The following is a 20903-nucleotide window of genomic DNA, read 5'->3' as shown; positions in this document are numbered from 1 at the left end:
TCCGGCAGCGGGGTACGACGCCGATCGGCGGGCGGGCGGTCAGGCGGGGGAGCCCATGAGCCGGATCGGGGTCACGCGGTGGGTGAGGACGGGGAGCAGGTCGGCGACCTGGTGCGCAAGATGGGCCGCGATACCGGGCGGGGCCGGCGCGAGCGGCACGAGCAGGTCGGTGGCGGCGGGGTGCCCGGTGGCGCCGTCGTCGGAGAGGTCGCCGTGCAGCCACAGCGTGAGCATGTACAGGCTGGGTATGGACAGCAGACGCGGCTGGTACGGCTGGCTCAGGGCCTCCGCCTGGCGCAACGCGCGCTCGGTGGAGGCGACGTAGGGGCCCTCGAAGAAGTGCGAGAAGGTCCAGCCGTCGGGGGTCAGCATGGTCTCGGCCGCTGCCACCGCGTGGTCGCCGGAGCGGATCAGGAAGCGCCATCCGGCCAGCCTGGTCGCGGAGATCCCCTCGGGGGTGATCCGGTCCAGGACGTGCACCGGCAGTGGAAGCTCGGGGGTCGCGGGCTCCTGGGCGGAGCGCAGTGCGGGGGATCCGGCCTCGCGGACCGCGGTGGGGGAACCGAGTGCCGTGAGGACGGAGCGCAGGGCGGGCGCGGGAGCCGGGGGTACATGCAGCGGCATGGTGGGTCGCCTCTCATTCGACAGGCACGGTGGCGCGAGGGCGGGCTGGGTGCGGACGGCGTTGTCAGCTCTCAGGGCAGGAGGAGGCAGGGGCCGGGCTCTGGTGAGCGAGGGGTGCGGGGCGCGGCCTGCCTCACGGGCTCCTGACAGGGTTCAGGGCTGCGGGCGCCAACTTCTGCTGTGGAGCAGAGTTTATACGACAAATGTTCAGGTGGTGTTTCGCCTAGCTGTTCTCGATGTGAACAGCAAGAGACTATTCGGCCGGAGTCAATCGGGAATCATCCCTGCTCGGCGTCAGCCGTATCGCGATGACCTCGGGTTGTGCCCGCACGGCGGTCGGCCTGATCTTGTCGGCGTTTTTCACGAGTTTCGTGGGGTACCCGAAACTGCTGGCTGCCGCATGCCCCGTGAATGTGCCTCCGGTCACAGATGACCAGAGTAGTCGGTGCGGGGCGGGAGCGGGACGTTATCGATCGCGTTGGCGGGGCATCATCCCACCTGACCGGGACCCCGGCGGCCGGATCTTCGGTCCGCCTTGCGAGGAGGGACGCTGCGATGGGGGAGAAGGTCGTCGCCGGCCAGCTGGACCTGTCGGACCGCAACCGTTACCGCGACAAGCTGCGGCGGTGCCTGACGGGGCTGGAGCGGTTGCTGGACGAGAAACGGTTCGACCGGCCGAAGAACCTCATGGGGCTGGAGATCGAATTGAATCTGGTCGGCCCCGACGGCATGCCGAAAATGCTGAATGCGCAAGTTCTCGAGCGCATCGCGAGCCGTGACTTCCAAACAGAACTCGCCATGTTCAATCTGGAAGTCAACATTGCCCCACACCGCTTGGGCGGCCGGGTATTCGACCAGCTCGCCGAGGAGCTGCGGACGTCACTGGCATATGCCGACCGAAAAGCCGCCGAGGTGGACGCCGGAATAGCGATGATCGGCATTCTGCCCACCTTGGGCCGGGACGACCTGGTGTCCTCCAATCTCTCCGACGTCGACCGCTACGTGCTGCTGAACGATCAGATCGTGGCGGCCCGCGGAGAGGACTTCACCCTCGACATCGACGGCGTGGAGCATCTGACCTGCACCTCGAAGTCCATCGCGCCCGAGGCCGCCTGCACCTCCGTGCAGCTGCACCTCCAGGTCACTCCGGGCCGTTTCGCGGACGTGTGGAACGCGGCGGAGGCCGCCTGCGCCGCGCAGATAGCCGTCGGCGCCAACTCGCCCTTCCTCTTCGGGCGCGAGCTGTGGCGGGAGTCGCGGCCGCCGCTGTTCCAGCAGTCCACCGACACCCGCCCGCCCGAGCTCCAGGCCCAGGGCGTGCGGCCGCGCACCTGGTTCGGCGAACGGTGGATCTCCTCGGCGTACGACCTCTTCGAGGAGAACCTGCGCTACTTCCCGGCCCTGCTGCCGATCTGCGACGGCGAGGACCCCCTCGACGTGCTGGAGGCGGGCGGCGTGCCCAAGCTGGCCGAACTGGTCCTGCACAACGGCACCGTCTACCGCTGGAACCGCCCGGTCTACGACGTCGCGGACGGCGTGCCGCACCTGCGCGTGGAGAACCGGGTGCTGCCCGCCGGGCCCACCGTCACCGATGTGATCGCCAACGCGGCCTTCTACTACGGCCTCGTGCGCGCCCTGGCCGAGGAGCCCCGGCCGGTGTGGACCCGGCTGCCCTTCGAGGCCGCGGCCGCCAACTTCGACGCCGCCTGCCGGCACGGCATCGACGCCCGGTTCATCTGGCCCCGGCGCGGACGCCACTCCGGCACGGCCCAGGTCGACGCCGTCACTCTCGTCCGTGACGAACTGCTGCCGCTCGCGGAGGCCGGACTGAGCGCCTGGGGCGTGGAGCGCGCCGACCGGGACCTGTATCTGGGCGTGATCGAGGAGCGGTGCCGGCGGCGGACCAACGGCGCGGAGTGGCAGGCCGCCACCTTCCACCGGGCACTGGAGCAGGGGATGGGCCGGGAAGCCGCCCTGGCGGCAACGACCCGGCGCTACCGCGAGCTGACGAAGTTCGGCGAGCCGGTCCACACCTGGCCGATCGGCCTGCCGGAACCGGTCCCGGCCGGCTGAGGCCCTGTCGTCACATTCCCGCCTGCCGTGGGACGCCCGGCACGCACTCCCCCGAACTCGTCGAGCGGGGGACCTCCAGCCGCGTTGCCGAGCCGCCCACGTGGCTCCGCCACGAGGGCGCTCCGGCATCTTGCGATCGCACGCACCGGACGTCGTCGGCCCGCCCTTCGGGCCGACGACGGGAATATGACGACAGGACCTGGGCCCTGCCGGCGACGACCTGTGATTCCCGGTGCCCCGACCCGCGGACGCGCCCAGCCGGCCGTGCCGCCTCGCCGTGGACGGGGGGCACTCGTGTCCGCGGGAGAGGGATCGGGCAAGCTGTGACGTCCCACGGCGGTGGCGCCGCGCGTGCGCACCCGTGCCGGGAACCGGCCGTACCCGTGCGGCGGGCCGGCGCGCCCCGTGGCGGGACGACCGAACTGGAGGCAGGTGTGCTGGCGGAGTCACAGCCGGTGGGCGACTCTCAACCGCAGGAGCGGCTGTCGCGGCGGATCCTCCGCGACGAGACACTGCTCGTCCTCGGGCTCTCGCTCGGGGCGAGCGGGGTGTCCGCGCTGATCAGCTTTGTCGGGTCGGTCACCAAACCCGGTGGGCTCAAGGACCAGGCCGCCAGGCTCAACGCCTCCGCCGCTCCGGGCCGCCCCTGGCTCGACCTCGCCTGGCAGCTGTTCGGGATCGCCACGGCCCTGATCCCCGTGGCCCTCGTCGCCCACTTCCTGCTGCGCGAGGGGCGGAGCCTGCGCACGCTCGGCTTCGACCGCGCCCGCCCCTGGCCGGACCTCGGCCGCGGGGCGCTGATCGCGGCGGTGATCGGCAGCACCGGCATCGCGTTCTACCTGGGCGCCCGCGCGTTCGGCTTCAACCTCACCGTGGTGCCCGAGGCGCTCCCCGCCGTGTGGTGGAAGTTCCCGGTGCTGATCCTGTCCGCGCTGCAGAACGCCGTCCTCGAAGAGGTCATCGTCGTCGGCTATCTGCTGCGCCGGCTCGGGCAGCTGGGCTGGACCCCGGGGTCCGCCCTGGTGGCCAGTTCCGTACTGCGCGGCTCGTACCACCTCTACCAGGGCATCGGCGGCTTCGTCGGCAACATGGTGATGGGCGTGGTCTTCGTCTGGCTGTACCGGCGGTGGGGCCGGGTCGGCCCGCTCGTCGTGGCGCACTCCCTGCTCGACATCGGCGCGTTCGTGGGCTACGCCCTGCTGGCCGGGAAGGTGGGCTGGCTGCCGACGGCGTGAAGGGCACGGGGAACGTGCGAGGGGGCGTACGACAGTGTCGTACGCCCCCTCGGTGTTCCTAGTGCTGTGACCGGAAAGGTTCACCGGCTCGCGGCGCCCGGCACGGCACTCCCCCAGCCTTCGGCCGGGGGTACCCCCACGCCGCGTTGTCGCATCACCCGAGTACCTCCAGTACGCGGGCAATGCTCCGCCTTGCGATGTTCCCCCACTGCCCGAAGGGCGTGGGAGGTGCCCCCAGCACCGGACGCCGCGAGCTTCCCGGCACACCTTTCCGGCCACAGCACTAGACGAGCAGGTCGCCCTCGATGACGGTGACCGCGTGACCGGTGAGCAGGGTGCGGTCGCCGCGCAGGCCGGTGCGCACGAGGCCCGAGCGGGCTGAGGCCTGGAGCCCGGTGAGGTCGGGGCGGCCGAGGCGTTCGGACCAGTAGGGGGCCAGGGCCGTGTGGGCGCTGCCGGTGACCGGGTCCTCGTCGATGCCGACGTTGGGGAAGAAGCCCCGGGAGACGAAGTCGTAGCCGCGGGAGGGATCCTCGGCGCGGGCGGTGGCGATGATGCCGCGCGTGGAGTAGGCGGCGAGGGCCTTGTGGTCGGGGGCGAGGCCGCGGACGGTCCGCTCGTCGGCGAGCTCCACGACCAGGTCGCCGACGTTCGCCCCCGTGTCGTAGGCGGTGCGGGGCTCGGCACCGAGGGCCCGGGCGACTCCGTCGGGGACGTCCACCGCGGTGAGCGGGGCGGTCGGGAAGTCCAGGGTGATCGCGCCGTCGCCGGCCGGGCTCGCGATGAGCACACCGCTGCGGGTGGCGAAGCGCACCGGTCCCTCGTGGGCGCCCGTCGTCCGCAGGACGTGGGCGGTGGCGAGGGTGGCGTGACCGCACATCGCGACCTCGGTGGCGGGCGTGAACCAGCGCAGGGCCCAGTCGGCCTCGCCGCCCTCGGGCAGCCGGTGGGCGAACGCCGTCTCGGCGTGGTTGACCTCCAGCGCCACCTTCTGGAGCCAGTCGTCCTCGGGGAAGGCGTCCAGCAGCAGCACCCCCGCGGGGTTGCCGGCGAACGGGCGGTCGGTGAAGGCGTCGACGATTCGAATCCGCATGCCCAGACGGTACGGGTTCCGGCGAGCGGCGAACCAAGGCCAATCCGGGGCCGGCGGCCTTGGGACAGGGGAAGCCGCAGTTCGGAGGGGATGGCCGAGCGAGCTGTTCCGATATATCGTTGAAGCATCGTGACAGATCGACGATGGAACGGAGTGGTTGCGATGCGTACCCATGGATTCGAGCGCGGGCACCGGCAGGACGGCCCCCGGCGCGGCCGCGGCGGTTTCGAGGAGCGCCGGGCGGCCTTCGGGCCCTTCGGCCCGGGCGGACCGGGTTTCGGCCCCGGCTTCGGACCGGGTTTCGGTCCGGGGCACTGGGGCGGGCGAGGGCGCGGGGGACCGCGCGGCCGGGCCCGGCGCGGTGATGTGCGGGCCTCGATCCTGGCCCTGCTGAAGGACCGTCCCATGCACGGCTACGAGATGATCCAGGAGATCGCCGAGCGCAGCGGCGGCGCGTGGAAGCCCAGCCCCGGCTCGGTCTATCCCACCCTCCAGCTGCTGGAGGACGAGGGCCTGATCGTCAGTGAGAGCGAAGGCGGCAAGAAGCTGTTCTCGCTCACCGAGGCGGGCCGCACCGCCGCCGACGAGGGGCCGGACGCGCCCTGGGAAGAGGCCTCGCGCGGAGTCGACTGGGAGGCCCTCGGCGAGATCCGGCAGGCCGGCTTCGGCCTGATGGAGGCCTTCGGCCAGGTGTGGAAGACCGGCAGCAAGGAGCAGCGCGAGAAGGCGCTCGCCGTCATCAACGAGGCCCGCAAGAAGCTGTACCTGATCCTCGCCGACGAGGACTGACAGTCGGCCTCGGGACCCGGAGGCCCGCCGTGCCCGGGGCCGCAGGTGACTCGCGCGCCTGTGCGCTCCCCGGGGAGGTGCTGTGCGGATGCGTCCCGATCTCATCCGTAAGGAGGAGATTCCGTCCGCCCGGGTCCACTTCCCGTGGGACGCCGAAATGCTTCCCGCCGGGGATGACCGGAGCCGGAGAGGCTGGTGAGCTGGACGATGTGCGATCCCGTGTTCCCCGGCAGCCGCCCTCCGGGCAGGACGCCCTCCGTCCGGACGACGACGCCCGGCTCAGTGCCGAGCTGGCGGCGGCGGTCGCCGGTGCCCGCAGAAGGGCCGTCCGGGACAGGGACCGGCAGATCGACACCGCCCACCTGCTGCACACCCTTCTGGAGTCCGACCCCGAGGTGCGCGCCGTGTTCGACGGCGGGCCGCAGATCGCCCGGCTGCTCGGCTACCTCGTGCAGCGCAGCATCGGATACGGCCTGCGCTGGCAGAGCACCGTCGAGGACTCCGGCGCCCTGCCCGTGGTGACGGAGACCGACGGCCTCTCGCCCGTGGCCTTCGCCGCCCTGGAGTACGCCTGCGAGCGCGCCGCCCGGCGCGGCGACGACCTGGCGCGCGGCCTCGACCTGCTCGCGGCGATCGTCGTGGACCCGCAGGCGCGCGCCGTGGAGGTGCTGAGCGGCGCCGCGATCGACGCGGGAGAGCTCGCCACGCGGCTCGACAACGATGCCAAGGACTCTCCGGGGGAGTACGCCGCGGACGGCGGGCCCGCCCACTGAGAGGGCGACAGGGTCGCACGGGGCGGGGGTGCCGTCGGGGCGTTCCGGGGCTTTTGTTCGGTGTGCCCGGTGATGGCCCCGTCCAGGCGATGAGACAGGTGCCATCGAAGATGACGCTCATGTCATCGCCTGTCATCATGTGCCGGTGCGTACGTCTCAGATCAGTCAGGGCCGTCCCGGCAAGGGTGTCGGGCTCGGTCTCGCGCTCCTGTCCGCGGTCGCCTTCGGTGGTTCCGGTGTCGCGGCCAAGCCGCTGATCGAGGCGGGTCTCGACCCGCTGCACGTGGTGTGGCTGCGTGCCACCGGCGCGGCCCTGGTCATGCTGCCGCTCGCCGTACGCCACCGCGCGCTGCTGCGCAGCCGCCCCGCCCTGCTCGCCGGGTTCGGGCTGCTCGCCGTCGCCGGCGTCCAGGCCTGCTACTTCGCCGCGCTCTCCCGGATCCCCGTCGGGGTCGCCCTGCTCATCGAGTACCTGGCGCCCGCCCTGGTGCTCGGCTGGGTCCGGTTCGTGCAGCGGCGGCCGGTCACCCGGGCCGCCGCCTTCGGCGTGGTCCTCGCGGCGGGCGGACTCGCCTGTGTCGTCGAGGTGTGGTCCGGCCTGAGCTTCGACGTCCTCGGACTGCTGCTCGCGCTCGGCGCCGCCTGCTGCCAGGTCGGCTACTTCGTGCTGTCCGACCAGGGCGGCGACGCGGGCGACGCGGCTCCGAACCCGCTCGGCGTCATCGCCTACGGACTGCTGATCGGCTCCGCCGTCCTGACCGTCGTCGCACGCCCGTGGAGCATGGACTGGTCGGTGCTCGCGCACAGCGCGGACATGAACGGCACGGCGGTCCCGGCCGTCGCCCTGCTGCTGTGGGTCGTACTGGTCGCCACGGTCCTCGCGTACGTCACCGGGGTGCTCTCCGTGCGGCGGCTCTCGCCGCAGGTCGCCGGCGTGGTGGCATGCCTGGAGGCGGTCATCGCGACCGTGCTGGCCTGGGTGCTGCTCGGCGAGCGCCTCTCGGCGCCGCAGGTCGTCGGTGGGGCGGTCGTCCTGCTCGGCGCGTTCATCGCGCAGTCCTCCACGCCGTCGAAGGGCTCGGCGGAGCCGGTGGCGAGCGGCGGGGCGGAAAGGGAGTTGTCGGCCCGGGGAACGGCGGCCTAGAGTGCCGATCATGCATTCGGACGCACTCGTTCTTCCGCCTCCGGCCGCCTGAGGCGGGCCCTCCGGTGAGCGCGCCCGGCAGTGAGCCGGGCCGAACGGTGCTGCCCGCAGAGGAAGTCCGCACGATCCCGGCCGACGGGGTCCTGCCTCCCGAACTTCTGCACCTCTGCGGAGACGACTCATGTCCCATGCTTCTTCCGGCCTGCCCATCGGGCGTGGCCTGCTCTACCTGATCGTCGCCGGTGCCGCCTGGGGCACCGCCGGCGCGGCCGCCTCGCTGGTCTACCGGACCAGCGACATCGGGCCGGTCACCCTGTCCTTCTGGCGCTGCGCCATCGGCTTCGTCCTGCTGCTCGCCGCGCGCCTGCTGCGCCCGCGCGTGCGGCCGGCCGTGCCCGTGCCGCTCGGCCGCGGGCTGCTGCGGGCCGGTGCCACCGGCGTCGGCCTCGCCGTGTTCCAGACGGCCTACTTCGCCGCGGTCGCGGCCACCGGGCTGGCCGTGGCGACCGTCGTCACCCTCGGCGCCGGGCCCGTCCTCATCGCGCTCGGCGCCCGTCTGACGATGGGCGAACGGCTCGGCCGGGCCGGCCTGACCGCCGTCGCCGGGGCGCTGGCCGGTCTCGGGGTGCTGGTGCTGGGCAGCGGCGGCGCCGCCGTACGGCCGTGGGGCGTGCTGCTCGCCCTGCTCTCGGCGGCGGGCTACTCCGTGATGACGCTGCTGACCCGCTGGTGGGGCCGCGACGGCGGAGCCGACCACTCCGGGTCGACCCTCGGGGCGTTCGCGGTCACCAGCCTCTGCCTGCTGCCCTTCGCGCTGCGGGAAGGACTGGTGCCGCACACCGACGACCCCGTACGGGTGCTGTGGCTGCTGGTGTACATCGCCTCGGTCCCGACGGCCCTGGCCTACGCGCTCTACTTCGCGGGCGCGGCCGTCGTCCGGTCGGCCACGGTCTCGGTGATCATGCTGCTGGAGCCGGTCAGCGCGGCCGTGCTGGCCATCGCCCTGCTCGGCGAACGCCTGACGGCGGCGACCCTCGCCGGCACCGCGCTGATGCTCGGCTCCGTCGCCGGCCTCGCCCTGACGGAGGCGCGCGGAGCGCGAACGACGGCGAAGGAACCGGCGCCGGCGTGACACCGGACGGGCCCGGGCCGGGGGCCCGTCACCGGGGCGGCCCGCCGGGGCGACGCCGGGGGCTGGTGACGGCCGGCTGGCCGAAGTCGTGGACGGACAGCCACCGTTGCCACTCGGATTCCCCCACGGGGCGCGCCACACGGGTGGATCAGGTCACAGCACCGTGAGATAGCCGGGAAGACCGGTGCCGGGGGCCAGGTCGGGGTCGGCGAGCGGGGTGCCGTACTCCCTGCGGACCGGGACCACGCCCGCCCAGTGCGGCAGGGACAGGTCCTCGGGCTCGTCGTTCACGCCGCCGACGCGCAGCTTGGCGGAGACCTCGTCCAGCTCCAGGCGGAGCACGGCGGTCGCGGCCAGTTCCTTGGTGTTGGCGGGGCGGGAGTCGGCCGACCGGCCCGGCACCACGTGGTCGACCAGCGCGTCCAGCGCCAGGCGCTTCTCCTCGGGGTCGGTGACCTGGTGGGCGGTGCCGTGCACCACCACCGAGCGGTAGTTGATCGAGTGGTGGAAGGCGGAGCGGGCCAGGACCAGGCCGTCGACATGGGTGACCGTCAGGCAGACCGGCAGCCCGGGGTCGGTCTTGCCGGCCATCCGCAGCGGGCGCGAGCCCGTCGAACCGTGCACGTAGAGCCGCTCGCCGACCCGGGCGTACAGCGTCGGCAGCACCACGGGCGCTCCGTCGCGGACGAAGCCGAGGTGGCAGACGTAGCCCTCGTCGAGTATCGCGTGCACCAGTTCCCTGTCGTACGACGCCCGGTCGGCGGAGCGGGTGGGAACGGTGCGCTCGGTCGAGGTGTAGGCGGCGGGCGGCGACGTCGGCGGCTGGGTCTCCTGCATTGCGTCCTCCGTTGTATTAGTGCATAATCTGCTTTGTGCTAGGAGAGTATCGGATCGAAGGGCGGCGCGCAGCCGAGATCTCGGCGAGCATCGAGCGCGCGGTGGGCTCAGGGGACCTGGAGCCGGGTCAACCGCTGCCGCCCATGCGGGAGTTGGCGGCCGAACTCGGGGTGAACCCCAATACCGTCGCGGCCGCGTACCGGACCCTGCGCGAGCGTGGGGTCATCGAGACCGCCGGGCGTCGCGGCAGCCGGGTGCGGTCCGCGCCCGCCACGACCGGGCGGGACCTTGTCCACGTGGACGTGCCCGAGGGGGTGCGCGACGTGTCGAGCGGCAATCCGGATCCGGCGCTGCTGCCGCCGCTGGCACCCGCGTTCGCGGCGGCCGCCGCGCTGGCCGACCGTGAGCCGGTGCTCTACGGGGACGTGGCCGTGGAGCCGGAGCTGGCCCGGATCGCCCGTGCCGCGCTGGACGCCGACGGGGTGCCGGACGGTCCGCTCGCCGTCCTCTCCGGTTCGCTCGACGGAGTGGAGCGCGTCCTCGCCGCCCACCTCAGGCCCGGCGACACCGTCGCCGTCGAGGACCCCGGGTGGGGCCGCACCCTGGACCTCGTCCCCGCCCTCGGACTGCGCACGGCGCCGGTGGGGGTCGACGACGAGGGCCCGCGCGCCGACGACGTGCGCCGCGCCCTCACGGACGGTGCCCGCGCACTGATCGTCACGGCCCGCGCGCAGAACCCGACCGGCGCCGCGGTCAGCGCCACGCGCGCGCGTGCCCTGCGGGCCGTCCTCCGGGAACATCCGGAGACACTGCTGATCGAGGACGACCACGGCCACGGCATCGTGGACCTGCCCCCGCACCCGCTCGCCGGCGCCACCCGGCACTGGGCCTTTCTGCGCTCGGTCGCCAAGGCGTACGGCCCCGACCTGCGGCTCGCCGTGCTCACCGGGGACGAGACCACGGTCGACCGGGTGCACGGCCGGCAGCGCCTCGGGCCCGGGTGGGTGAGCCGCCTGCTCCAGCGCGCCGTGGTACGGCTGTGGTCGGACGGAGCCCTCGATCCGAGCGCGGTGGCCGCGTCCTACCGGCGGCGGCGCGACCTGCTGACCGGCGCGCTGGCCGACCGCGGCATCGCGGCCCACGGGCGCAGCGGGATGAACGTATGGGTGCCGGTGCCGGACGAGACCGGCGTCGTCGCGAGCCTGCTGCACGCCGGCTGGGCCGTGGCCCCCGGCGCCCGCTACCGGCTCGCCGCCCCGCCCGGCATCCGGATCACCGTCTCCACTCTGCGGGACGAGGAGGCCGAGCGGCTCGCGGAGGCGGTGGCGACGGCCCTACGTCCGGCGCCCGCGCGGAGTTACGTCTAGTGCTGTGACCGGAAAGGTGTGCCGGCTCGCGGCGCCCGGCACGGCACTCCCCCAGCCTTCGGCCGGGGGTACCCCCACGCCGCGTTGGCGCATCACCCGAGTACATCCAGTAGGCGGGTGATGCTCCGCCTTGCGATGTTCCCCCACTGCCTGAAGGGCGTGGGAGGTGCCCCCGGCACGGGACGCCGCGAGCTTCCCGGCACACCTTTCCGGCCACAGCACCGGGGTGGATCCGAGGGGGCCTACGCCGTCGTGGCCGGCTCCGGGCGGGACGGCGGCTCGGGCGTCCTCGAAGCGGAGGCGGGCTCCTGGTCCGGCCGGGGCGTGCCGGGCCCGGCGGACGTGACGCGGCTCTTCGGGCGGGCCTGGGTCAGCGCCGCGCCCGCCAGGACGATCACCGCGCCGACCGGGGTCGACCAGGTGAGGGTCTCGCCCAGCACGGCGACACCGGCCGCGGTGGCGATCACCGGGACGAAGTACGTGACCATCTGGGCCGTGGTCGGGCCGACCTCCGCGACCAGGCCGTACTGGACGAGCATCGCGAAGCCGGTGCCCAGCGCGCCCAGGGCGGCGATCGCGAGCAGCGGCACCACGGGCAGATGGTCCGGGACGCTGGTGAACAGTGGTGTGATGACGGCAAGTTGAATCGTGGCCAGCAGCAACTGACCGCCGGTCAGCGACAGGTGGGACTCGCCGGAACCCGCCAGGGTGCGCCGTACGTAGATCCAGCCGACCGGGTAGCTCAGCGAGGCCAGCAGCGCCATCGCCGTGCCGCCTGCGTCCAGCCCGTGGAAGCCCTGCCAGGCGCCGAGCACCGTCAGTACACCGAGGAAGCCCAGCCCGAGGCCCGCGACCCGGAGCCGGGTCGGGCGGTCCTCGGAGAGGGCGACGAGGGACAGGACCATGCCCCACAGCGGCGAGGTCGCGTTGCAGATCCCCGCGAGGGTGGAGGGGATCGTCAGCTCCGAGTACGCGAAGAGCGAGAACGGCAGCGCGTTGAGGAAGAACGCCGCGACCGCCAGGTGTCCCCAGGTCCGCGCACCGCGCGGCAGCCGCTCCCGCTTCACCGCCATCGCCACCGCGAGCACCGCCGTGCCGAACACCAGCCGCCCGAGCGTCACCTGGAACGGGGCGAAGCCGTCCGTGCCCACCTTCATGAACAGGAAGCTGAAGCCCCAGACCAGCGACAGGAAGGCGAAACGGATCCGCCAGTGCACGGGACGGCGGGCCGGTCGGGCCGGGCCGGACGGGGACTGCGGGGAGGCGGGCGAGGTGCTGCTCATGCTCGTACGATGCACGCCCACGACCTCGTAGCACAATCGAGAATTCGCGTGCGATATCTCGTAGCATCGCTTACATGTTGAATCTGGAGCGCCTGCGCACGCTGGACGCCCTCGCGCGGCACGGCTCGGTCAGCGGCGCCGCGGAGGGTCTGCACGTGACGACGTCCGCCGTCTCCCAGCAGATGGCCAAGCTGGAGCGGGAGGTGGGCCAGCAGCTCCTCGCCAAGAACGGCCGGGGAGTACGGCTCACGGACGCCGGACGGCTGCTCGCCGAGCACGCGACGCGCATCCTGTCCCAGGTCGAGCTCGCCCAGGCCGATCTGGAGGCACAGCGCGGGCAGGTGGTGGGCGAGCTGCGGCTCGGCGCGTTCCCCACCGCCGCGCGCGGGCTGTTCCCGGCCGCCCTGTGCCATCTGCGCGACCGGCATCCGAGCCTTCGGGTCCACACCGCGGAGATGGAGCCGGCCGCGGCCGTGCGCGCCGTGCTGCGCGGCGACGTGGACCTGTCCGTCGTCCTCGACTGGTACAACAAGCCGCTGCCCGTGCCGGACGGGCTCAGCCGGGCCGCGATCCTCGACGACCCCGCCGACGTGGCGGTGCCCGCCGCGCACCCCCACGCCGACCGCACCGAGGCCGACCTGGAGGACTTCGCGGACGACGACTGGGTCACCTGGGGCGAGGCCCAGTTCTGCGACGAGTGGCTGCTGGACACCCTGCGCTCCAAGGGCGTCGAACCGCGCATCGCCCACCGTGCAGAGGAGCACGCCACCCAGCTCGCCCTGGTCGCCGCAGGCCTCGGTGTGTGCGTGGCTCCCCGGCTCGGGCGCGGGCCGCTGCCCGCCGGGGTGCGGACCGTTCCGGTGCGCCAGGTGGTCCGGCGGCACGTCTACGCCGTCTGGCGCGCCGACGCCGACCGCCGGCCCTCCATCCGCGCGGCCGTCGACGCCCTGCGGACGGCGGGCGCGCGGATCGTCTGAGCCGCCGCCGGCGGGCCTACACCGAGCCCAGCTTGCGGAAGTCCCAGGAGACGATCTTCTCCGGGGCCAGCCGCAGCCACGCGTGCCGGCCGTCGTGCGGCATCTCCTCCAGGCCGAAGTTCTTGCGGGCGAACAGCGTCTCGGGCAGGTCGAGTTCGGCGCACAGCTCGCCGGTGCGCGGTGCCTCGCCCACGAACTCCGCCGTGCCGGACAGCTCCGCGCCCCGCAGTTGTTCGTACTCCTCGCCCGTGTCGACGACCACGGCCACCCGCGGGTCGCGGCGCAGATCGGCCCAGCGCCTGCTGCGCACCACGGAGTAGAGCCACAGCGAGGTGCCGTCCCAGACGAACCACAGGGCGCTCACGTGCGGAGCGCCGCCGGGCGACACGGTGGCGACCCGGCAGGTGCGCTGAGTGGTCAGGAACTCGTCCAGCTCGCCCGGCGTCATCATGATCTTCCGGCCCCGGCGCTGGGTGACGGTCATGCGGCCCTCTCTCTTCTCTTCCATGCGCGGGGGCACCTTCCGACGGCCCCCGCCACGACCCGCCCCACCCTCCGCGGGTGTCAGGCGAGCCTGATCTCCCCGTCCGCGACCGAGATGTCCTTGGCGGGCAGCGGCTTCAGGGCCGGACCCTTCTTGACGCTGCCGTCGGCGGCAGAGAACTCGCTCTGGTGGCACGGGCAGACGATCACGCCGTCGGCTATCCGGTTCACCGCGCAGCCCTGGTGGGTGCAGGTGGAGGAGAAGGCCTTGAACTCGCCCTTCGCCGGCTGCGTGACGACCACGCCCTGAGTGCCGAAGACCTTGCCGCCGCCCTCGGGGATGTCGGAGGTCTTCGCGAGCACGATGCCGCCGGAGCCCGCCGCGGCGCCGTCACCGCCCGAACCGCCGGTCGTCCCGGACCCGTTCTGGGTGGTGGAGGCGCCGGAGCCGGAGTTGTCCTCCGATCCGCACGCGGTCAGCGCGGCGGCGAGCCCCGCCGCGCCCACCGCCGCCACCACCGTGCGGCGGGCCGGTGCCCCCTGGGGGTGAAGCGATTCGCTGGTCATGCCGACGTCCCCTTTCGGTACAGGTTTCACGCTGGTTCCGCGCGGGTTCCACGCAGGGCTTCCTGGTCCGTCCAGGGGTACGGGCGGCGGGCATACGGTGTTCAGATCGGTTCCGGACCCCGGCCGGCGGGCGAATCGGCCGGCCGTGGGACGCCCGGTACCGCACCGGTAAAGTGGGGCGGTGCTCAAGGAAGTCATCGCGACCCGCTACATCACTCCGCTGCGCGAGGGCGGCTCGCTGCCGGGGCTCGTCGAGGCCGACGACTTCGGGACGTACGTCCTGAAGTTCACCGGCGCCGGGCAGGGCCGCAAGACGCTCGTCGCCGAGGTGGTCTGCGGAGAACTCGCCCGCCGGCTGGGACTGCGGGTGCCCGGGCTGGTCACGGTCGACCTCGACCCGGTGCTGGGACTCGGTGAACCCGACGAGCAGGTGCAGGAACTGCTCAGGTCCAGCGGTGGCACCAACCTCGGCATGGACTTCCTCTCCGGAGCGCTCGGCTTCGACCCGCTCGCCTTCCGGGTGGACGCCGAGGAGGCGGGCCGGATCGTCTGGTTCGACGCGCTGGTGAACAACGTCGACCGCTCCTGGCGCAACCCCAACCTGCTCAGATGGCGCGGCGAGCTGTGGCTCATCGACCACGGCGCCACGATGATCTGGCACCACAACTGGCCCGGCGCGCAGACCTCGGCAGGGCGGCCGTACGACGCCTCGGACCACGCCCTCGCGCCGTTCGGTCCGGACGTCGCCGCCGCCGCGCGACGGCTGGCGCCCCTGGTCACCGAGGACCTGCTCGCCGAGGTGACCGCCGAGATCCCCGACGCCTGGCTGACCGGCGAGCCCGGTTTCGACACACCCGACGATCTGCGACGGGCCTACGCACGACCGCTGCTCGCACGGGCCGCCGTGATCCACGAGCGCATCCACGGCATCGAGGAGGCCCGGTGAGCGAGCGTCACCTCGCAGGAGGCGGCCGGGCGGGCGACCGCCACATCGTCCGGGCCGGCCGGACGGACGACCGCGAGGTCTTCGAGTACGCCCTGCTGCGCGTCGTCCCGCGCGTCGAGCGTGGCGAGTGCATCAACGCGGGCGTGCTCGTGTACAGCCGCGCGCGGGCGTACGTCGGCGCGCGCACCCACCTGGACGAGTCCAGGCTGCTCGCCCTGGACCCGGACGCGGACGTCGCGGGCATCCGCGCCGCGCTCGCCGCGATGGAGAGCGTGTGCGCCGGGGGGACGGCCGCCGGGCAGGCCGCGGGGGACGACGCCGGGCGGCGCTTCCGCTGGCTGGTCGCGCCCCGCTCCACCGTCGTCCAGCCCGGTCCGGTGCACACCGGACTGACCACCGACCCGGCCGCGGAGGCGGAGCGGTTGCTGGACCTCCTGGTGAGGTAATGGATCACATGCGCCCGGTGCGCCGTTGACACCGGGTGCCACGGCTTCTAGCGTCGCATCCACCAAAGGTACTAAGCGGTCGCTCACCGTAGATCAGGTTCTCTCAAGGGCGAGGAGAAACAGCAATGTCCACCACTGAGCAGCGGGTCGCCGTCGTCACCGGTGCCGCGCGCGGCATCGGCGCCGCCACCGCCGTACGACTGGCCGCCGAGGGGCGCGCGGTCGCCGTGATCGACCTCGACGAGTCCGCCTGCAAGGACACCGTGGAGAAGATCACCGCGGCCGGCGGCAAGGCCATCGCGGTCGGCGCCGACGTCTCGGACGAGGCACAGGTCGAGGCGGCGGTCGCGCGGGTCGTCGAGGAACTCGGCGCGCCCACCATCCTGGTCAACAACGCGGGGGTGCTCCGCGACAACCTGCTGTTCAAGATGAGCGTCTCGGACTGGGACACCGTCATGAACGTCCACCTGCGCGGCTCCTTCCTGATGAGCCGTGCCTGCCAGAAGCACATGGTGGACGCCGGCTTCGGCCGGATCGTCAACCTCTCCTCGTCCTCGGCGCTCGGCAACCGCGGCCAGGCCAACTACTCGGCCGCCAAGGCCGGTCTGCAGGGCTTCACCAAGACCCTCGCCAAGGAACTCGGCAAGTTCGGCATCACCGCCAACTCCGTCGCCCCGGGCTTCATCGCCACCGAGATGACCAAGGCCACCGCGGAACGCGTCGGCATGGGCTTCGAGGACTTCAAGGCCGTGGCCGCCACCCAGATCCCGGTGCAGCGGGTCGGCGAACCCGAGGACATCGCCAACGCCATCGCCTTCTTCACCGGTGACGCGGCCGGCTTCATCTCCGGCCAGGTGCTGTACGTCGCCGGCGGGCCGCTCGACTAGGGATCACGGACATGACTGAACTTTCCGGCAAGGTCGCCCTCGTCACCGGAGCGAGCCGCGGCATCGGATACGGCATCGCCGAGGCGCTGGTCGCCCGGGGCGACCGGGTGTGCATCACCGGCCGCAACGAGGAGGCCCTGAAGGAGGCCGTGGAGAAACTCGGCTCCGACCGGGTCGTCGCGGTCGCGGGCAAGGCCCACGACGAGGCCCACCGGGCCGAGGCCGTCGAGCGCGTCATGGAGGCGTTCGGCCGCGTGGACTTCCTGATCAACAACGCCGGCACCAACCCGGTGTTCGGACCGATCGCCGACCTCGACCTGAACGTGGCGCGCAAGGTCTTCGAGACCAACGTCGTCTCCGCGCTCGGCTTCGCCCAGCGCACCTGGCACGCCTGGCAGAAGGACAACGGCGGCGCGATCGTGAACATCGCCTCGGTCGCGGGCCTGTCGGCCTCGCCGTTCGTCGGCGCCTACGGCGTCAGCAAGGCGGCGATGATCAACCTGACCCAGCAGCTGGCGCACGAGTTCGCACCGCGGGTGCGGGTCAACGCGATCGCGCCCGCCGTGGTGAAGACCAAGTTCGCCAAGGCGCTGTACGAGGGCCGGGAGGAGGAGGCGGCCGCCTCCTACCCGCTGGGCCGGCTCGGCGTTCCCTCCGACATCGGCGGCGCGGCGGCGTTCCTCACCTCCGCGCAGTCCGACTGGGTCACCGGACAGACGCTCGTCGTCGACGGCGGCATATTCCTCAACGCCGGGGTGGGCTGACGCGCCGACGGATCCCGGGCGCCGATACCGTCTCTTCGTTCCTTCGTCGACATACGGGTTCGTCGACGTTCTGTTGGCGGAATCGGCGCCCGTGCCGAAGGACCCCACGCGCTCGGCGGGATGACAACGTCGTCATGTTCCGAACTGATCAAGAGCCCCTTCCGAAGCAGGTTCAACGGGCGGGGCTCTGCGGTATGGTCTGCCGACCCCTTGGTATGGCAGATCGAGGAGCGTGCGCGTGTTCAACCGGAACCGATGCCTGCGGCCGGCGGTGGCGACCGCGGCCCTATCCCTGGTGGCCGGCTGCGGCGTCTTTTCCAACGGCGACTCGGATGGCAAGGGACCGATCTTCGTCGGGACCACGAGCGCCCCCAGCACCCTGGACCCGGCTGCTTCCTGGGACGGTTCCTGGGAGCTCTACCGGAACATCTACCAGACGCTGCTGGCCTACCCGAACGGCGCGACCACGCCCCAGCCGGACGCCGCGGAGAGCTGCAAGTTCACCGACAACAGCTACCAGACCTACCGCTGCGAGCTGCGTCCTGACATGAAGTTCGCCGACGGGGACGTGCTGGACGCGCGTGCCGTCAAGTACTCGATCGACCGGATCAGGACCATCAACGTGGCCGGCGGCCCGGCGGGGCTGCTCGGCAGCCTGGACCAGGTGCAGGTGGCAGGTGACCGGGTCGTGGTCTTCAAGCTGAACAAGCCCGACGCCACCTTCCCGTTCGTGCTCGCCACGCCGGCCATGTCGATCGTGGACCCCGACGACTACCCCGAGCGCTCGCTGCGCAAGGACAACAAGGTCGTCGGGTCCGGACCGTACTCCCTGAAGACGTACGAGGAGGGGAAGAAGGCGGAGCTGGTCAGGAACGACCACTACAAGGGGTTCGCCGACCGGAAGAACGACGCGGTGACCATACGCTACTTCCAGGACTCCGTCGCCATGGTCAAGGCGCTGCGGGACAAGCAGATCGACGTCACCTACCGAGGTCTGGGCGCCGACGACATCATCTCCCTCCAGCGCAGGGACACCAAGGGCCTCCAGCTCGTCGAGGGCGCCGGCACCGACATCAGCTACCTGGTGTTCAACCCGAAGGACCCGTGGTCCGCCAAGCCGGCCGTGCGCAAGGCCGTCGCGCAGGTCGTCGACCGCGCCGCCATCGCGCACCACGTCTACGAGGACACGGTCGACCCGCTGTACTCCATGGTCCCCAAGGGCCTCACCGGCCACACCACAGGGTTCTTCGACGAGTTCGGCGACCCCAGCGTCGCCAAGGCCCGCAAGATCCTCACCGGCGCGGGCATCACCGAGAAGGTGCCGCTCACCTTCTGGTACACCACCGACCGCTACGGCTCGGAGACGGCGAAGGAGTTCGAGGAGCTCAAGCGGCAGCTCGACGACTCCGGCCTGTTCACGATCACCCTGAAGAGCAGGCCCTGGAAGACGTACGTCGTGGGCTACCAGAAGGGCGAGTACCCGGTCTTCGGGCGTGGCTGGTTCCCGGACTTCCCCGACGCCGACAACTTCATCGCCCCGTTCGTGGGCGAGCAGAACGCGCTCGGCACGCCCTATCCGGAGCCGCAGATCACCAAGGTGCTGCTGCCCGAGTCGCGCCGCGAGGCCGACCGCGCGAACGTGGTCACGCAGTTCGAGCGGGCGCAGCAGATCCTGGTGGACGACGCGCGGCTGCTGCCGCTCTGGCAGGGCAAGGTGTACGTGGGCGCCAGCGACGACATCTCCGGCGGTGAGCGGGCGCTCGACCCGTCGACGATCATGATGATGTGGGAGCTGTCCCGGAAGACCAGCTGGTAGGCGGGGCGTACTTCGGGGCGTGAGTCCGTTGTCAGTGGTCGCCTGTAGGTTCTGAGGCCGGGAAGTGACCGCACATCGTGAGGACGTTGACGTGACCGACACCGCCATGCTGCCCGAGTCCTGGCGCGGGGTTCTGGGCGACGAACTGCAGCAGCCCTACTTCAAGGAGCTGACCGAGTTCGTCGAGGAGGAGCGGGCGAAGGGCCCCGTCCATCCGCCGCGTGAGGAGGTCTTCGCCGCGCTGGACGCCACGCCGTACGACAAGGTGAAGGTCCTGATCCTCGGTCAGGACCCCTACCACGGCGAGGGCCAGGGCCACGGCCTGTGCTTCTCGGTCCGCCCCGGGGTGAAGGTCCCGCCGTCGCTGCGCAACATCTACAAGGAGATGCACGAGGAGCTGGGCACGCCGGTGCCGGACAACGGCTACCTGATGCCGTGGGCCCGGCAGGGCGTGCTCCTGCTGAACGCGGTGCTCACGGTGCGCGGTGGCGAGGCCAACTCCCACAAGGGGCGCGGCTGGGAGCGGTTCACCGACGCGGTGATCCGCTCGGTGGCCGGCCGGCCCGACCCCGCGGTCTTCGTCCTGTGGGGCAACTACGCGCAGAAGAAGCTCCCGCTGATCGACGAGACCCGGCACGTGGTGATCAAGGGCGCGCACCCGTCGCCGCTGTCGGCGAAGAAGTTCTTCGGCTCCCGTCCGTTCACGCAGATCAACGAGGCGGTGGCGCGACAGGGGCACGAGCCGATCGACTGGCGGATCCCGAACCTGGGGTGACGTGGGCGCGGGGGCGCCCGATCGGCGGTTGTCGCGGTTAGCGTCGTAGGCGTCGGTCGGGACGGGCCTGGAGGCGTGCGGTGGTGGAGCGACAGGAGCAGGCGTCGTCGGACGCCGTGCTGACGCGGATCGGGCAGAGTGTCCTGCTGCATCACGCCGGGGACCGCGAGGAGGCCCGGGGCCGCTTCCTGGCCCTGTGGGCGGAGATCGGCGAGGACGGCGATCCCCTGCACCGCTGCACGCTGGCCCACTACATGGCCGACACCCAGGACGACCCCGCGGACGAGCTGGCCTGGGATCTCAGGGCGCTCTCGGCGGCCGAGGAGCTGACGGGGGACCGGCTCGCCGGGCGCGAGGGCGCGCCCGCGGCCCGCGCCCTGTACCCGTCCCTGCATCTCAACCTGGCCGCCGACTACGCGAAACTCGACCACCGCGCGGCCGCCCGGGACCACCTCCACCACGCCCGCACCGCGGCGGACGCCCTCGGCCCCGACCACTACGGCGACGGCGTCCGCTCGGCCATCCAGCGCCTCGCGCTGCGGCTGGGGGAGGGCGGGCCCGGCCCGGAGCCGGGCGGCCCGCCGCGGCAGCGGTCGTAGGACGCACCCCCGGGCCGCCGAGGCCGGGGAGGCGGGCGCGGCGCACAACCGCCCGGACGCCGCCGCACCGGGGACGCTGTGTGTGGTGCTGCGGGGCTGCGCGCGCCGCCGATCGATGGGAGGCGGGCGTCTTACCGGGCGTACGTCCGCCGGTGTGTGGTTTCTTCCGGGCTGCTGTGGGGCCTGCGCCGTGCCCGCCGTGAGGCGGTGGTTCACTGTCCGCGTGTCCGCGTGGTGCTGTGCCGGGGCCCGGTGTGTGGTGCTGCGGGTTTTGCTCGCCGCCGATCGATGGG

The 20903-nt window shown here is 72.3% G+C and carries 21 protein-coding genes; 15 read left to right on the top strand and 6 right to left on the bottom strand.

Annotated features, from left to right (window positions below):
• Positions 1 to 39: 39 nt before the first annotated feature.
• On the bottom strand, positions 40 to 624 hold the full coding sequence (locus tag ACIQMV_RS26515) for a hypothetical protein (RefSeq protein ID WP_402595980.1): 585 nt from the start codon (positions 622 to 624) through the stop codon (positions 40 to 42).
• Between the two features lie 555 nt (positions 625 to 1179).
• On the opposite strand from ACIQMV_RS26515, the gene ACIQMV_RS26510 reads away from it, so the two are divergent.
• Together ACIQMV_RS26510 and ACIQMV_RS26505 are read left to right on the top strand one after the other, a co-directional pair.
• The gene (locus tag ACIQMV_RS26510; RefSeq protein ID WP_402595979.1) at positions 1180 to 2697 is read left to right on the top strand and encodes a glutamate--cysteine ligase; all 1518 of its coding nucleotides are present in this window, start codon (positions 1180 to 1182) and stop codon (positions 2695 to 2697) included.
• Between the two features lie 437 nt (positions 2698 to 3134).
• Entirely contained in the window at positions 3135 to 3932 is a 798-nt protein-coding gene (locus ACIQMV_RS26505; protein WP_402595999.1) for a CPBP family intramembrane glutamic endopeptidase, read from the top strand.
• 283 nt (positions 3933 to 4215) lie between these two features.
• Here the strand turns inward: ACIQMV_RS26505 and ACIQMV_RS26500 are convergent, their stop codons facing one another.
• Positions 4216 to 5025: a PhzF family phenazine biosynthesis protein gene (locus ACIQMV_RS26500; RefSeq protein WP_402595978.1), complete on the bottom strand. Its 810-nt coding sequence runs from the start codon at positions 5023 to 5025 to the stop codon at positions 4216 to 4218.
• A gap of 162 nt (positions 5026 to 5187) precedes the next feature.
• On the opposite strand from ACIQMV_RS26500, the gene ACIQMV_RS26495 reads away from it, so the two are divergent.
• From ACIQMV_RS26495 to ACIQMV_RS26480, 4 genes are all read left to right on the top strand, one after another.
• On the top strand, positions 5188 to 5814 hold the full coding sequence (locus tag ACIQMV_RS26495; protein WP_141363017.1) for a PadR family transcriptional regulator: 627 nt from the start codon (positions 5188 to 5190) through the stop codon (positions 5812 to 5814).
• Between the two features lie 209 nt (positions 5815 to 6023).
• Positions 6024 to 6587 carry a Clp protease N-terminal domain-containing protein gene (locus tag ACIQMV_RS26490; RefSeq protein ID WP_402595977.1) on the top strand — a complete coding sequence of 188 codons (564 nt, stop codon included), beginning with the start codon at positions 6024 to 6026 and terminating at the stop codon, positions 6585 to 6587.
• A gap of 139 nt (positions 6588 to 6726) precedes the next feature.
• The gene (locus tag ACIQMV_RS26485; protein ID WP_402595976.1) at positions 6727 to 7731 is read left to right on the top strand and encodes an EamA family transporter; all 1005 of its coding nucleotides are present in this window, start codon (positions 6727 to 6729) and stop codon (positions 7729 to 7731) included.
• A gap of 181 nt (positions 7732 to 7912) precedes the next feature.
• A complete protein-coding gene (locus tag ACIQMV_RS26480) occupies positions 7913 to 8863 on the top strand; it encodes a DMT family transporter (RefSeq protein WP_401781103.1) in 951 nt (316 codons plus the stop codon).
• A gap of 153 nt (positions 8864 to 9016) precedes the next feature.
• On the opposite strand, the gene ACIQMV_RS26475 is transcribed toward ACIQMV_RS26480, so the two are convergent.
• On the bottom strand, positions 9017 to 9700 hold the full coding sequence (locus tag ACIQMV_RS26475; RefSeq protein WP_402595975.1) for a pyridoxamine 5'-phosphate oxidase family protein: 684 nt from the start codon (positions 9698 to 9700) through the stop codon (positions 9017 to 9019).
• 35 nt (positions 9701 to 9735) lie between these two features.
• Here ACIQMV_RS26475 and ACIQMV_RS26470 point away from each other — a divergent pair, with 35 nt between their 5' ends.
• Complete coding sequence (locus ACIQMV_RS26470; RefSeq protein ID WP_402595974.1) at positions 9736 to 11067, top strand: aminotransferase class I/II-fold pyridoxal phosphate-dependent enzyme; 1332 nt, start codon at positions 9736 to 9738, stop codon at positions 11065 to 11067.
• Between the two features lie 242 nt (positions 11068 to 11309).
• On the opposite strand, the gene ACIQMV_RS26465 is transcribed toward ACIQMV_RS26470, so the two are convergent.
• The gene (locus tag ACIQMV_RS26465; RefSeq protein ID WP_402595973.1) at positions 11310 to 12350 is read right to left on the bottom strand and encodes a DMT family transporter; all 1041 of its coding nucleotides are present in this window, start codon (positions 12348 to 12350) and stop codon (positions 11310 to 11312) included.
• Between the two features lie 74 nt (positions 12351 to 12424).
• On the opposite strand from ACIQMV_RS26465, the gene ACIQMV_RS26460 reads away from it, so the two are divergent.
• Positions 12425 to 13327 (top strand): LysR family transcriptional regulator, encoded by a 903-nt coding sequence (locus tag ACIQMV_RS26460; RefSeq protein ID WP_225079133.1) that lies wholly within the window; start codon positions 12425 to 12427, stop codon positions 13325 to 13327.
• Between the two features lie 16 nt (positions 13328 to 13343).
• Here the strand turns inward: ACIQMV_RS26460 and ACIQMV_RS26455 are convergent, their stop codons facing one another.
• The gene (locus tag ACIQMV_RS26455) at positions 13344 to 13811 is read right to left on the bottom strand and encodes a pyridoxamine 5'-phosphate oxidase family protein (protein ID WP_402595998.1); all 468 of its coding nucleotides are present in this window, start codon (positions 13809 to 13811) and stop codon (positions 13344 to 13346) included.
• 80 nt (positions 13812 to 13891) lie between these two features.
• Positions 13892 to 14377, bottom strand: coding sequence for a Rieske (2Fe-2S) protein (locus ACIQMV_RS26450; RefSeq protein ID WP_402595972.1), 486 nt, complete (start codon positions 14375 to 14377; stop codon positions 13892 to 13894).
• 181 nt (positions 14378 to 14558) lie between these two features.
• Between ACIQMV_RS26450 and ACIQMV_RS26445 the strand changes: the two genes are divergently transcribed.
• From ACIQMV_RS26445 to ACIQMV_RS26415, 7 genes are all read left to right on the top strand, one after another.
• A complete protein-coding gene (locus ACIQMV_RS26445; protein WP_402595971.1) occupies positions 14559 to 15323 on the top strand; it encodes a HipA family kinase in 765 nt (254 codons plus the stop codon).
• The gene (locus ACIQMV_RS26440) at positions 15320 to 15769 is read left to right on the top strand and encodes a DUF3037 domain-containing protein (protein ID WP_402595970.1); all 450 of its coding nucleotides are present in this window, start codon (positions 15320 to 15322) and stop codon (positions 15767 to 15769) included. The genes ACIQMV_RS26445 and ACIQMV_RS26440 overlap by 4 nt, the downstream gene beginning before the upstream one ends.
• Before the next feature lie 125 nt (positions 15770 to 15894).
• Positions 15895 to 16656: a 3-oxoacyl-ACP reductase FabG gene (gene fabG, locus ACIQMV_RS26435; protein ID WP_402595969.1), complete on the top strand. Its 762-nt coding sequence runs from the start codon at positions 15895 to 15897 to the stop codon at positions 16654 to 16656.
• An 11-nt stretch (positions 16657 to 16667) separates the two neighbouring features.
• Positions 16668 to 17420, top strand: coding sequence for an SDR family oxidoreductase (locus ACIQMV_RS26430; protein WP_172633038.1), 753 nt, complete (start codon positions 16668 to 16670; stop codon positions 17418 to 17420).
• Between the two features lie 238 nt (positions 17421 to 17658).
• Complete coding sequence (locus ACIQMV_RS26425) at positions 17659 to 19236, top strand: ABC transporter substrate-binding protein (protein WP_141363042.1); 1578 nt, start codon at positions 17659 to 17661, stop codon at positions 19234 to 19236.
• A gap of 91 nt (positions 19237 to 19327) precedes the next feature.
• Positions 19328 to 20011: a uracil-DNA glycosylase gene (gene ung, locus ACIQMV_RS26420; RefSeq protein ID WP_141363044.1), complete on the top strand. Its 684-nt coding sequence runs from the start codon at positions 19328 to 19330 to the stop codon at positions 20009 to 20011.
• An 80-nt stretch (positions 20012 to 20091) separates the two neighbouring features.
• On the top strand, positions 20092 to 20610 hold the full coding sequence (locus ACIQMV_RS26415) for a hypothetical protein (protein ID WP_402595968.1): 519 nt from the start codon (positions 20092 to 20094) through the stop codon (positions 20608 to 20610).
• The last annotated feature ends 293 nt before the right edge of the window (positions 20611 to 20903 follow it).

It is taken from the genome of Streptomyces sp. NPDC091412, assembly GCF_044756885.1.
Classification (GTDB): Bacteria; Actinomycetota; Actinomycetes; order Streptomycetales; family Streptomycetaceae; genus Streptomyces.
This window is presented reverse-complemented; position numbering and strand designations above follow the sequence as displayed.